The sequence below is a fragment of the Arthrobacter sp. RIT-PI-e genome (genome assembly GCF_001187915.1).
GTDB lineage: Bacteria > Actinomycetota > Actinomycetes > Actinomycetales > Micrococcaceae > Arthrobacter_D.
In genome coordinates this window covers 1-11,739 of the sequence record NZ_LGIU01000096.1, presented here as the reverse complement: position 1 = coordinate 11,739, position 11,739 = coordinate 1, and the positions used below count along the sequence as shown (strand labels likewise).

Sequence of the window (11,739 nt, the reverse complement as noted above, 5' to 3'; positions counted from 1 at the left end):
AGGCCCCGCCCCCCCGCCTCCCCCCCCCCCCGCCCCCCGCAGCCGCCGCGGCGGCCCCCGCCCCACACGGGAGCTCGACCCCGCACCCCGGCACGCGCCGCGCGCCCCGGGCAGCCCGTGCGGCGACGCCCGCCGCCACACCGCTGCAGGGCTCCATCCTCTCGCCCGCCACCTGGAAGCAGACGGCGTCGTTCCTCCGCCAGGGACGGGCAGGGTGACCGCGGCACCCCCGCGTGCCCTGCATCCCGCCCTCACCCCCGCTCTGGCGGTCCTGGCGGCAGGCGTGCTCGCCGTCGTCCTGCTCCTGACCGGCGCCGCCGCCGGGCACGCGGGCGAGCTGGACCCCACCCTCCCCGGCCCCGTGGCACCGTCCGCGCCGGCGGATCCCACCGCCCCCACCCCTCCAGGCTCCGACGAGGGGCTGTCCGTGGAGATCAACGGCGTCAACGGCGAGCCGAGCTCCGCCGTCCTGACGCTGATCGGCATCACGCTGCTGTCCGTGGCGCCGGCGCTGCTGCTGATGATGACGTCCTTCACCAAGATCTTCGTGGTGCTCGCCATGACCCGGAACGCGCTGTCCCTGCCGTCCATCCCGCCCAACCAGGTGCTCGCCGGGCTGGCCCTGTTCCTCTCGCTGTTCATCATGGCTCCGGTGCTCACCCAGATCAACGAGCTCGCGGTGCAGCCCTACGTCGACGGCGCCACCACCTTCACGCAGGCCCTCGACGACGGCGCCGGTCCGCTGCGCACCTTCATGCTGGGCAACACACGGGAGCAGGACATCGCGCTCATGACGCGCGCCGCGGACCTCCCCAACCCGGAGGACGCCGCGAGCGTGCCCCTGACCACCCTGATCCCCGCGTTCATGATCTCGGAGCTGCGCGCCGCGTTCATCATCGGCTTCGTCATCTTCGTGCCGTTCCTCGTGATCGACCTCGTGGTCTCCGCGGCGCTGATGTCCATGGGCATGATGATGCTCCCGCCCGTGATGATCTCGCTGCCCTTCAAGATCCTCCTCTTCGTCCTCGTGGACGGCTGGGGCCTGATCATCACCGCGCTGGTCGACAGCTACCTGGGGGGCTGACATGGACACCAACGCGGTCCTCGACATCGGCCTCGCAGGCATCTGGGTGGCCGCGAAACTCTCCGCACCGATCCTGCTCACGGCCCTCGTGGTGGGCTTCGCGATCTCCCTGCTGCAGTCCATCACCCAGATCCAGGAGGTCACCCTCTCCTTCGTGCCCAAGGCCATCGCCGTGTGCATCGCCCTGCTGGTCTGCGGGCACTGGATGATCTCCGAGATGGTCTCCTTCACCCACGAGATGTTCGAGCGCATCCCCGGACTGCTCGGGGGCGGCTGACATGGAGCTCCTCCTGGACCAGGCACGCATCGAGGCCGTCATGCTCGCCGGCGTGCGGATCGTCGCCTTTTTGGTCATCGCCCCGCCGTTCTCCTACCGGGCCATCCCCGCACGGGTCAAGGCGATGCTCGCCGTCAGCTTGGCGCTCGCCGTGTCCCCGCAGGTCGCCGGCGCCTGGGAGCTGGGCGGCACCGGACGGTACATCGGCGCGCTACTCCTGGAACTCGTGGTCGGGGCGGCGCTCGGCTTCCTGGTCCTCGTGGTCTTCTCCGCCATCCAGGCCGCCGGCAGCCTGATCGACCTTTTCGGCGGGTTCTCCCTGTCCCAGGCCTTCGACCCGCAGTCCATGGTCAACGGCGCCCAGTTCACCCGCCTGTTCCAGCTCACCGCCCTGACCCTGCTCTTCACCTCGGACGGGTACCAGCTCATCATCACCGGCCTCATGCGGACCTTCAGCGCCCTCCCGCTCGGCGCGGGACTGGACCTCACCGAGCCCGTCGACGCGCTCACCCGGGCCGTCACCGGGCTCTTCCTGGCCTCGGTGCAGATCGCCGGGCCGCTGATCGTGGTGCTCTTCCTCGCCGACGTCGGCCTCGGGCTCCTGACCCGGGTGGCACCCGCGCTCAACGCGCTGGCCCTCGGGTTCCCGCTCAAGATCTTCATCACCCTCAGCCTGGTCGGGGTGGTCTTCGTAGCGCTGCCGAGGGTGGTCTCCACCCTCGGGGACAACGCCGTCCGACTCGTGACGGGGGTGGGCTGACATGGCGGACGATTCCGGCGAGAGGACCGAGCAGGCCACCGACAAGCGGATGAAGGAGGTCCGCTCCAAGGGCCAGCTCTCCAAGTCCGAGGACTTCACCGCCTGGATCGGGGTGGGTGCCGCCGGCGTCATGCTGCCCTCGGTCATCTCCCGTGCCTCGGACGCCCTGACCGATCACCTGGTGCGCGCCACGGACATGGTCTCCAGCCCCGACCCCGCCGCCGCCCTGGACGCCCTGGCCGAGGCCGGGACCTCCCTCATCACGATCCTCGGCCCGTTCCTCGCGGTGCTGCTCGCCGTGGTGCTCGGCACCGCCGCCGTGCAGGGCGGTATCCACGTCAAGAAGTTCAGCGGCAGGTTCGAGCAGTTCAACCTGGTCGGCGGGCTCAAGCGGGTGTTCGGCGGGCAGGCCCTGTGGAACGGGGCCAAGGCGCTGCTGAAGACGGCCGTGGTGGGGCTGGTCCTCGTGGTGGTGGTGCGCGGCATCATGCCCCTGCTCGTGGCCGCCGGGGGTCTCTCGGTCTCCTCCCTCCTCAGCACCGCGGGCCAGGGCACCGCCTCGCTCCTGCGGGCGGCCGTCTTCGCGGGCCTCGCGCTCGCCGCCCTCGACGTCCTCGTGGTCATGCGCCGCAACCGCAAGAAGACCCGCATGACCAAGAAGGAGGTCAAGGACGAGAACAAGAGCTCGGAGGGTGACCCCCTCGTGAAGTCCCAGCGGCGCTCCCGACAGCTCGCCATGGGCCGCAACCGCATGATCGCGGCGGTGGCGGGGTCCGACGTCGTGCTCGTCAACCCCACGCACGTGGCCGTGGCCCTGAAGTACGAGCCGGGCCGCTCCGCGCCGCGCGTGGTGGCCAAGGGTGCCGGCGTGATCGCCGCGAGGATCCGCGAGGAGGCGGAGAAGAAGCGCGTCCCCATGGTCTCCGACATCCCCCTGGCCCGTGCGCTCCACGCGGCCTGCGAGCTCGGGGACGAGATCCCGTTCGAGAACTACGACCAGGTGGCCCGCATCCTGGCCTTCGTCATGTCCCTCAGGACCAGGGGAGCCGCCCGCGGGCTGCACACCCTGCCCGCCCATCCCACACCAGCCGCCGGAGGCCTCTGACCATGCGCTCCTCCCTGCCCAAGTTCCTCGTCCCCGTCGGGGTGGTCGGGATCCTGCTGATCCTCGTGGTCCCGATCCCCCCGGTGCTGCTCGACACCCTGATCATCATCAACATCCTGCTGGCGCTCGTGATCCTGCTGAACACCATGTTCATCCGCAAGCCGCTGGACTTCTCCGTGTTCCCCTCCCTGCTGCTCGTGGCCACGCTCTTCCGGCTGGGGCTGAACGTGGCCTCCACCCGGCTGGTGCTGGGGCAGGGGTACGCCGGTGAGGTGATCGCCGCCTTCGGGCACGTGGCGGTGGGCGGGTCGATCATCATCGGCGCGGTGGTGTTCCTGATCCTGGTGGTCATCCAGTTCGTGGTGGTCACCAAGGGCGCCGAGCGCGTGGCCGAGGTGGGGGCGCGCTTCACCCTCGACGCCATGCCCGGTAAGCAGATGGCCATCGACGCGGACCTCAACGCCGGGCTCATCACCGACACCCAGGCCCGCGAGCGCCGTGCGGAGGTCTCCGCGGAGGCGGACTTCTACGGCGCCATGGACGGTGCGTCGAAGTTCGTGAAGGGCGACGCCATCGCGGGCATCATCATCATCATCATCAACATCGTGGGCGGCATCGCGATCGGCATGACCTCCGGTGGCCTCGGGATCGGGGACGCGCTCAACACCTACGGGCTGCTGACCATCGGCGACGGGCTGGTCACGCAGGTCCCGGCCCTGCTCATGGCGGTGTCCACGGGCATGATCGTCACGCGGTCCAACGCCGAATCGGACATGGGGTCCACCGCGGCCACCCAGCTCGGCCAGTCGCAGAACGCCCTCCGGATCGCGGGGGCCGCCGCGATCGTCATGGCCCTGATCCCCGGGATGCCGAAGCTCCCGTTCATCGCGGTGGGCGCCGGGCTGATCGTGACGGCCCAGCGGCTGAAGAAGACCGAGGAGGACGCCCGCGGTGCAGCCGCCGCGGCCGAGGCGGAGGCCTCCGCCGCCCCCGCCGGTGACAGCACGGAGAACCTGCTGGAGGAGATGCGGGTCCACGCCCTCGAGGTGCTGCTGGCCCCCGACCTCGTGGACGTGGTCACCGGTGCCCCGGACGACCTCCTGGGGAGGGTGCGCGCACTCCGGCGCAAGATCGCCCTCGAGCTCGGCGTCGTGGTGCCCCCGGTCCGCACCCGGGACAGCATCGACCTGCCGCCGGCCACCTACGTCATCAAGATCGCCGGCGTGGAGGCCGGCCGGGGGGAGGCCCCGCGCGGCCGCGTCCTGGCGCTCGGCGACCAGCTCTCGCACCTGCCCGGCACCGCCGTCGTCGAGCCCGTCTTCGGTCTCGCCGGGAAGTGGGTGCCCTCGGAGCAGCGGCACAACGCCGAGCTGGCGGGCGCCACGGTGATCGACCGCGTGTCCGTGCTCGTCACGCACCTGTCCTCCGTAATCACCGCCAACGCCGCGAGGCTGCTCACCCGCGAGGACGTGCGGGTGCTCACCGACGGCGTGCGGCAGGTCAACCCGTCCGCGGTGGAGGAACTGGTCCCGGGGCTCATGTCCCTCGCCGAGGTGCAGCGGGTGCTGCAGGGCCTGCTGTCCGAGCAGGTCCCCATCAACGACCTCGCCCGGATCTACGAGGCGCTGACCCTGAAGGCGAAGTCTTCCTCCGACCCGGAGGCGCTGGTGGAGGCCGCGCGGTCGGCGCTGGGACCCGCCGTCACGCAGCAGTACCTGGACGGAACCCTGCTGCGGGTCATCATGCTGGACCCGCTGCTCGAGCAGTCCATGCTGGAGGGGATGCGCCCCTCGGACCAGGGCACGCAGATCATGCTGGACCCCTCCCGCACCGAGACCGTGATCGCGTCCGTCCGTTCCACGGTGGCGGACATCGAGGCCGCGGGCCACTCCGCGGTGCTCGTGTGCGCCCCGGCGCTCCGGCCGGCACTGAAGCGGCTCGTGGGCCCGCAGGCGGGCGACCCCGCGGGGCTCTCCTACCAGGAAGTGACGAGTTCCAACGTGGCGATCGAGACCGTAGGAGTCGTGCGTGGCAGCGCAGCTGTTTCATCTTGAGGGGCCCTCGCTCGAGCAGCTGAAGGCGCAGGCCTCCACGCTGTACGGGCCGCGGGCGCTGATCGTGTCCGCGGAGCTCGTGACCGTGGGCGGTATCCGCGGCATGTTCGCCCGGCAGCACTACGAGATCGTGGTGGAGGTGCCGGAGGAGACGGTCGTGCCGCCGCGTCCCCGCGGACGGCGGAGCACCGGGACCGAGCCCACGGGCATCAAGGCGCTCCTGGAGCAGGCCGAGCTGGACGAGGTGCGCTTCTCGGGGGCCTCCGCCCCGGCGCGGGGCACCTCCCGCAGCGGTGCGCAGGCGAGGGACGACGGCGCCGCGGTGTCCACCACCTCCGGTCTCTTCGAGGCGCCCATGGACAACCTCGCCTCCGCCACCGACGCCGACGCCGCACCCCCGGAGGCCCCCGCCCCCCCGCGGCGTCCGCGCCGGTCCACCCCGGAGGCGTTCGACGCCGTGCCGCTGCGCCCCGACCAGGGGGCGCGCGCCGGGGACGCCGACGCCGGCTCGGACTCCCTGCCGCACCTGCCGCGCCGCGTCGCGGACCCAGCGGGGCTGCCGCCGGTCACCGGCCGGGTGATGGGCGTGCCGCCGCGGCTCCCGGAGGTGCTCTCCGCACCCGGTGACCTGGTGGTGGTCGTCGGGCTCCCCGCCGCGGCCTGGGAGGTCACCACCTCGATGGCGGCGGCCCTCGGCGCGGGGGCGCCGTCCGCGGCCGTGCTCGCAGGCGCCCCGGCCTGGGGCGCACCGGGCGCCCACCGGGGGCGGGACCGGCGCGAGGCCAACGCCGTACGCGCCGCCGGTGTGGACACCGGGCATCCCGTCTTCGTGTCGCTCGGCTCGGTGGACCCGTCCGCGGACACCCGCGAACTGCTCGCGCTGCGCCCCGACCAGGTGTGGCTCGCCGTCGACGCCGGGCGGAAGGAGGCGGACACCATGGCCTGGGTGGGTGCACTGCGCAGGAGCATGGAACGCGCGGATCTCGTACCGGCCGGTCTCGCCGTCGTCGGGTCCGCCGCCACCGCCACACCGGGCACCGTCCTGGCGCTCGGACTGCGGATCGGGTGGTCCGACGGGCGGGCCGCCGTGGCGGCGGGCACTCGGCGCCACTCCGCGGGCGGGCGACGCCGAGCCGGGTCCACCGGGATAGAGTGACACGATGCTCGTTCTAACGCGGAAGGTCGGTGAGCAGATCCTCATCGGTGATGACATCGTCATCACGGTGCTGGACTCTCGCGGCGAGGGTGTGCGCATCGGGATCGACGCACCGCGCGGGGTGAAGATCCAGCGCGAGGAGGTCCTGCGCGCCGTGACCGAGGCCAATCTCGCGGCCGCCGCTGCGGACGCCGAGGCGGCCGACGCCCTGAAGGCGCTCCTGCAGTCCGGCGCGGTGGTGTCCACCGATGCCACCCCCGGGCGCCGGGGTGTCGAGGTCGACCCCGCCGAGCCCCGCCCCGCCGACGCCTGACGGCCCCGATCCACGCAGCCGTGGGGTCCGTGGTGGGCGAGGGGTTCGCCCCGGGCACGGGAAAGCCCCGGCGGCGAACCGTCCGGGGCTTACGTGGAGCCTCCTGCCAGAGTCGAACTGGCGACCTTCTCATTACGAGTGAGACGCTCTACCGACTGAGCTAAGGAGGCAATGCTTCCCGGCCCGGGGCGTACCCGCGGTCCGATCCACAAGCCATCACTTTATAGGAGGGGCCGGGCCAGGGTCAAAAGGGCTCCCCGTGCCGGGAGTTCGCGCCCGGTTCACCCCCGCGACCCCTCGTGGACCCCCACCGGTCGGCGGACCCGGAAATGATGGTGGGCACCCGTACCGTCCAGGATCGGGTTCGGAGGGCAAAGGGGATGCCACATGCACCAGGACCGCTCGTTCTCGCTCGCCGTCATCGACATGGCGGGGACCACCGTGGACGAGGGGGCCCTGCAGGAGCAGGCGTTCACCCGGGCGGTGACCTCGCACGGGGTCCGGGAGGGCTCGGAGGCGTTCAGCGCCATGACGGCCTACGCGCGGCGGACCTCCGGCACCTCGAAGGAACTCGTGTTCCGTCACCTGTTCGACGGCGTTCCCGCCGCCGCGGAGGTCAACCGCAGCTTCGAGCGGGCGTACGACGCCCTCCTCGCCGCGCACGGGGTGGAGCCCATCCCGGGAGCGGAGGAGGCGATCCTCGCCCTCCGCGAGGCCGGCCTGAAGATCTGCCTCGCCACCGGGTTCGGCCGCCACACGCAGAACATGATCCTGGAGTCCCTGGACTGGATGGGACTGGCCGATCTCAGCCTCTGCCCGTCGGACGCCGGCAGGGGCAGACCCCACCCGGACATCATCCTCACCGCCGTCCTGGCCCTGGACATCGAGGACGTCCGCTCCGTGCTGGTGGTCGGCGACACGGTCTCGGACATCCTCGCCGGGCAGCGTGCGGGAGCCGGCGCGGTGGTCGGGGTGCTCACCGGCGCCCACTCCGGCGCGGAGCTGCGGCGGGCAGGGGCCGACGCCGTCCTGCCGTCCATGTGCGAGCTGGCGCCGTGGCTCTCCGGACCGCGGGCTACCGGGGCGCTGCCCGTCCCCGATCCTGCGCTCGCCCGGACCCCGTACCCGCGGGCCCCGGACCTGGTCCGGGAGCCCTGAGGCACCTCAGCAGCGCACACCGTCCTCGGGCACCGTGCCGTCGACGAAGTAGGAGTCCACGAGGTCCAGGATGCAGTCGTTCGAACGGCCGTACGCCGTGTGGCCCTCGCCCTCCCAGGTCACGTGCACCCCGGAGTCCAGCTGCTCCGCGAGCGCCGTGGACCACGCGTAGGGGGTGGCGGGGTCGCCGGTGGTGCCGATCACCACGATGGGGTCCGCGCCCTCGGCGTGCAGGGGGTGCGGCTCCAGCACCGGGCCGTACTCCCAGGGGGCGCAGGTGACGCCGCCGTAGGCGAGGAACGCACCGAAGGTCGGTGAGGCGTCCAGCAGTTCCTCCTCGTCCGCCTGCAGCTGGTCCGGGTCGCTGGTCATCGGATAGTCCAGGCAGTTGACGGCGAGGAACGCCGCGGTGGAGTTGGTGGCGTAGGTCCCTCCGGGCTGCCGGTCCGCGGAGAGATCGGCGAGGAAGAGCATGCTGCTCGGGTCCCCGTCGATCGCCTCGGACACCGCCTGGGTCAGGGTGGGCCAGTTCGCGTCGTCGTAGAGCGGGAGGATGAACCCCTGGACGAAGGTGGAGACCGGGACCAGGCGGCCGTCGCGGGCCTCGGCGGGCTCGCGCTCCACGGAGTCGAACAGGTCCTGGATCCGGCGCACGCCGTCGTCCACCGTGCCCGGGTAGGGGCAGCCGGAACCCTGCTGGCAGTCCGCCACGTAGGCCCGCACCGCGTTCTCGAACCCCACGGCCTGGCCCAGGGTGATCTCCTCGTTGCTGAGCGAGGGGTCGATCGCGCCGTCGAGCACCAGACGCCCCACCCGCTCCGGGAACAGGTCGGCGTAGGTGGCGCCGAGCTGGGTCCCGTAGGAGAAGCCCAGGTAGTTGAGCTTCTCGTCGCTGACCACCGCGCGCAGGATGTCCATGTCGCGAGCCGCCGAGACCGTGTCCACGAAGCCCAGGAGTTCCCCGGTGCGCTCCGCGCACAGGTCCGCGTACTCCGTGGCCTCCTCGGCCAGCAGCGGCAGCAGGTCCTCGGGAGGCAGATCCGCCGGGTAGCTCTCCTGCCGTGCCCGGTCCTGCTCCTCGTCCGTGTAGCACTCCACGGCACTGGACCGGTTGATGCCGCGGGGGTCGAACCCGAGGATGTCGTAGTCCTCCCGCAGGCGGGGGCTCGTGATGTAGGAGAGGGAGTCCTTGACGATGTTCACGCCGGAGCCGCCGGGCCCGCCGGGGTTGACGAGGACGGTGCCCTGCGCCTCCCCGGTGGCGGTGGAGCGGATGGCCGCGATCCCGATGCTGCTGCGACCCGGGTCCGCGTAGTCCAGGGGCACCTCGATCGTGGCGCAGGAGAAGCTCCCCTCGCAGCTCTCCCAGCCGACCTCCTGCTCGTAGAAACCGCGGAGGCCCTCCTCCACGTCCCCGATCGCCGCGGGATCGGCGCTCTCCACACCCGTCATGGGTTCCTCCGCGGCGTCGTCGGAGAAGAGGGTGCACCCGGTGAGGCCGAGCAGCAGGGCGAGGGAGGCCGCGATCCCGGGACCTACCCCTCTCCTGCTCACGCGGGCGTCCGGCCGGTGCGGGGGAGTGGTCATCATCGGTCGAGGTCCTTCCGGGACAGGAGACTCACGGTCATCGCCTCGATCGCGAGGAGGGCGGACACGTTGGTGGTCACGAGGCGCATCCGCACCCCGTTGATGGTCTCGAGCCGCAGCAGGGTGTCCTCGGCGGTATCCCGCCGGGCGAACTCCTCGAGCTCGGGCCTCAGCGGCTCGTTCACCAGGAACCTGCCGCCCGCGATCTGCAGCATCAGCACATCGCGGTAGAAGGAGATGAGATCGGTGAGCGCGCGGTCGAAGTAGTCGTTCCTGGACCGTTTGGCCCGCCGCGTCTGGTCCTCCTCGAGACGGCGGATCTGCGCACGCATCGACGGCGGCATCGTGCCGGTCTCCGGGGCGCCGAGGGTGGCCAGCAGGGCGGCACGTTCCTCGGCGTCGCGCTGCTCGAAGGAACTCTGGGCCTCCGCCTCCGCGAGCTTCACGAGGTCGGCCGCCGCGCGCATGGCACCGGACACCGAGTGCAGGGTGAGGGGGAGCCGCACGATCTGGTTGCGGCGCTCCCGGGCGCCGTCGTCGGTCGCGAGCCGCTTGGCCACGCCGATGTGGCTCTGCGCGGCGCGGGCGGCGGCCTCGGCGGTGGCGGGGTCGACGCCGCCCCGGGGCCCGGGGGGGTCGGCGACGGCCTGGCCGGGGGGGGGCCGGGGACCCACGGGCCGGCAGCGGGAACGGGTGGGCACCAGCACGTCCCCGGGGCTCGGGGCGCACAGCAACCAGATGGTGTGCGGCGGCGGTTCCTCGATGGCCTTGAGCAGCACGTTGGTACCGCGTTCCTGCATGCGGTCCGCGTCCTCGACGATGATGATGCGCCAGCGCCCCGTGGACGGCTTGTCCTGCGCCTTGCGCACCAGTTCGCGTGCTTCCTCGATGCTGATGGTCACCTTCTCGGTGGTGACGTTCGTGAGGTCCGCGTGGGTACCCGCGAGCACCGTGCGGCAGGCCTTGCACGTACCGCAACCGCGCTCCTCGAGCTCCGTGCGCTCGCACAGCAGTGCCGCGGCGAAGGCCCGTGCCGCGTTCGAGCGGCCCGATCCCGGGGGGCCGGTGAACAGCCAGGCGTGGGTGGGGGCGCCGGAGCGTGCGGCGCGGCCGAGCTGCTCCACCACCTGCTCCTGCCCGCGGAGCTCGGCCCACACCCCGCTCGCGGGGAGTTCGTGCACCGGGGTGCTCACGCGGTGGCCCCGGCCAGCGCCCGGAGGACGGCCCGGTGGATCTCCTCGGCGGCTCCCGAGGCCGCCAGTACCAGGTACCGTGACGGCTCCGCCGCGGCCAGCTCCAGGAACGCGGAGCGGATGCTCGTGTGGAAGGCGTCGGGCTCTGACTCCAGGCGGTCCTCGGCCACCGTCCCGGAGGTGCGTCTGCTGCGGCCCTCGGCGGGGGCCACGTCGAGGAGCACCGTCAGATCGGGGCGCAACCCGTCGGTGGCCCAGAAGTTGAGCTGCAGCACGGACTCGGCGCCGAGGCCCCGGCCGGTCCCCTGGTAGGCCACGGAGGAATCGATGTAGCGGGCGCAGACCACGACGTCGCCGCGCCGCAGCGCGGGGAGGATCACCTGGTGCACGTGGGCGGAGCGGGAGGCGGCGAACATCAGGGCCTCGGTGCGGGCGTCGATCTCCCCGTGCCCGTGGTCGAGCACCAGCGAACGCAGCTCCTCCCCGATCGGGGTGCCGCCCGGTTCCCGGGTGCGCACCACCGTGCGGCCGCCGGCCTGGAGCGCATCATGGAGCAGCGCCGCCTGCGTCGACTTGCCCGCACCGTCACCGCCCTCGAGCGCGATGAAGAGCCCGGGGAGCCCGTGCGGCAGGGGAGTGGTCACGCGCCAAGCCTACCGAGGTACGGGGACCTTTCCGCCCGCTGACACACTCCGTGTGGACGGCGCCGCGCAGTAGGCTCGGCCCATGGCACACGAGCGCTCCTCCCTCGCCCCGGACACCCTCACCGTCGCGGCCGGGCGTCCGCCGCGGGAGCACGACGCCCCCGTGAACTCGCCGATCGTCCTCTCCTCCACCTTCCACGAGACGCGCCCGCCGCAGGCGGGGGACCGCGTCTACGCCCGCGGCTCGAACCCCACCTGGGACCCCTTCGAGGACGCGCTCGCCGCCCTCGAGGGGGCGGAGACCCCCGCCCTGGTCTTCGCCTCCGGGCTCGGTGCCGCGGCGGCCGTGCTCGCCCTCGTCCCCCCGGGTGGTGTGGTGCTCATGCCACGTCACGCCTACGCCGGGTC

Annotated in this window: 12 protein-coding genes, 1 tRNA gene and 1 pseudogene; 10 read left to right on the top strand and 4 right to left on the bottom strand. The window is 72.3% G+C overall.

All coding sequences use genetic code 11. From position 1 onward, the window contains the following. The 8 genes and pseudogenes from AC792_RS17825 to csrA all read left to right on the top strand — a co-directional run. A pseudogene (locus tag AC792_RS17825) lies at positions 1 to 218 on the top strand (hypothetical protein); the annotation flags it as partial. After that, positions 215 to 1,084, top strand: coding sequence for a flagellar type III secretion system pore protein FliP (fliP, locus tag AC792_RS14365; RefSeq protein WP_049831177.1), 870 nt, complete (start codon positions 215 to 217; stop codon positions 1,082 to 1,084). The pseudogene AC792_RS17825 and the gene fliP, both read left to right, overlap by 4 nt. A gap of 1 nt (position 1,085) precedes the next feature. After that, positions 1,086 to 1,361 carry a flagellar biosynthesis protein FliQ gene (gene fliQ / locus AC792_RS14360; RefSeq protein ID WP_049831176.1) on the top strand — a complete coding sequence of 92 codons (276 nt, stop codon included), beginning with the start codon at positions 1,086 to 1,088 and terminating at the stop codon, positions 1,359 to 1,361. A 1-nt stretch (position 1,362) separates the two neighbouring features. Then, positions 1,363 to 2,121: a flagellar biosynthetic protein FliR gene (locus AC792_RS14355; RefSeq protein WP_049831175.1), complete on the top strand. Its 759-nt coding sequence runs from the start codon at positions 1,363 to 1,365 to the stop codon at positions 2,119 to 2,121. A 1-nt stretch (position 2,122) separates the two neighbouring features. Next, the gene (locus AC792_RS14350; protein ID WP_049831174.1) at positions 2,123 to 3,226 is read left to right on the top strand and encodes an EscU/YscU/HrcU family type III secretion system export apparatus switch protein; all 1,104 of its coding nucleotides are present in this window, start codon (positions 2,123 to 2,125) and stop codon (positions 3,224 to 3,226) included. A gap of 2 nt (positions 3,227 to 3,228) precedes the next feature. Continuing rightward, positions 3,229 to 5,280 carry a flagellar biosynthesis protein FlhA gene (locus AC792_RS14345; protein WP_049831173.1) on the top strand — a complete coding sequence of 684 codons (2,052 nt, stop codon included), beginning with the start codon at positions 3,229 to 3,231 and terminating at the stop codon, positions 5,278 to 5,280. Beyond that, entirely contained in the window at positions 5,255 to 6,436 is a 1,182-nt protein-coding gene (locus AC792_RS14340) for a hypothetical protein (protein WP_049831172.1), read from the top strand. Before AC792_RS14345 ends, AC792_RS14340 begins: the two co-directional genes overlap by 26 nt. Positions 6,437 to 6,440: 4 nt before the next feature. Continuing rightward, on the top strand, positions 6,441 to 6,749 hold the full coding sequence (gene csrA, locus AC792_RS14335) for a carbon storage regulator CsrA (protein WP_049831171.1): 309 nt from the start codon (positions 6,441 to 6,443) through the stop codon (positions 6,747 to 6,749). Positions 6,750 to 6,843: 94 nt separating this feature from the next. On the opposite strand, the gene AC792_RS14330 is transcribed toward csrA, so the two are convergent. After that, positions 6,844 to 6,919, bottom strand: a tRNA-Thr gene (locus AC792_RS14330). Positions 6,920 to 7,136: 217 nt separating this feature from the next. Between AC792_RS14330 and AC792_RS14325 the strand changes: the two genes are divergently transcribed. Beyond that, positions 7,137 to 7,907: an HAD-IA family hydrolase gene (locus AC792_RS14325; protein ID WP_082177777.1), complete on the top strand. Its 771-nt coding sequence runs from the start codon at positions 7,137 to 7,139 to the stop codon at positions 7,905 to 7,907. Between the two features lie 6 nt (positions 7,908 to 7,913). Here the strand turns inward: AC792_RS14325 and AC792_RS14320 are convergent, their stop codons facing one another. Genes AC792_RS14320 through tmk form a run of 3 tightly spaced genes read right to left on the bottom strand, consistent with a single transcriptional unit; the run spans position 7,914 to position 11,331 of the window. Continuing rightward, positions 7,914 to 9,497, bottom strand: coding sequence for an alpha/beta hydrolase (locus AC792_RS14320; RefSeq protein ID WP_326948345.1), 1,584 nt, complete (start codon positions 9,495 to 9,497; stop codon positions 7,914 to 7,916). Continuing rightward, positions 9,494 to 10,687, bottom strand: coding sequence for a DNA polymerase III subunit delta' (locus AC792_RS14315; RefSeq protein WP_235436801.1), 1,194 nt, complete (start codon positions 10,685 to 10,687; stop codon positions 9,494 to 9,496). The genes AC792_RS14320 and AC792_RS14315 overlap by 4 nt, the downstream gene beginning before the upstream one ends. Continuing rightward, entirely contained in the window at positions 10,684 to 11,331 is a 648-nt protein-coding gene (gene tmk, locus AC792_RS14310) for a dTMP kinase (protein WP_235436799.1), read from the bottom strand. Before tmk ends, AC792_RS14315 begins: the two co-directional genes overlap by 4 nt. Before the next feature lie 82 nt (positions 11,332 to 11,413). On the opposite strand from tmk, the gene AC792_RS14305 reads away from it, so the two are divergent. Further along, on the top strand, positions 11,414 to 11,739 hold a 326-nt coding region (locus tag AC792_RS14305; RefSeq protein ID WP_200903420.1), incomplete at its 3' end, for a PLP-dependent transferase.

What these genes read in the sequence shown, in the direction of transcription:
- AC792_RS14355 (WP_049831175.1), top strand. Translation starts at nt 1,363, where the DNA reads ATGGAGCTCCTCCTGGACCAGGCACGCATCGAGGCCGTCATGCTCGCC.
- AC792_RS14345 (WP_049831173.1), top strand. Translation starts at nt 3,229, where the DNA reads ATGCGCTCCTCCCTGCCCAAGTTCCTCGTCCCCGTCGGGGTGGTCGGG.
- AC792_RS14350 (WP_049831174.1), top strand. Translation starts at nt 2,123, where the DNA reads ATGGCGGACGATTCCGGCGAGAGGACCGAGCAGGCCACCGACAAGCGG.
- csrA (WP_049831171.1), top strand. Translation starts at nt 6,441, where the DNA reads ATGCTCGTTCTAACGCGGAAGGTCGGTGAGCAGATCCTCATCGGTGAT.
- fliQ (WP_049831176.1), top strand. Translation starts at nt 1,086, where the DNA reads ATGGACACCAACGCGGTCCTCGACATCGGCCTCGCAGGCATCTGGGTG.
- AC792_RS14320 (WP_326948345.1), bottom strand. Translation starts at nt 9,497, where the DNA reads ATGATGACCACTCCCCCGCACCGGCCGGACGCCCGCGTGAGCAGGAGA.
- AC792_RS14325 (WP_082177777.1), top strand. Translation starts at nt 7,137, where the DNA reads ATGCACCAGGACCGCTCGTTCTCGCTCGCCGTCATCGACATGGCGGGG.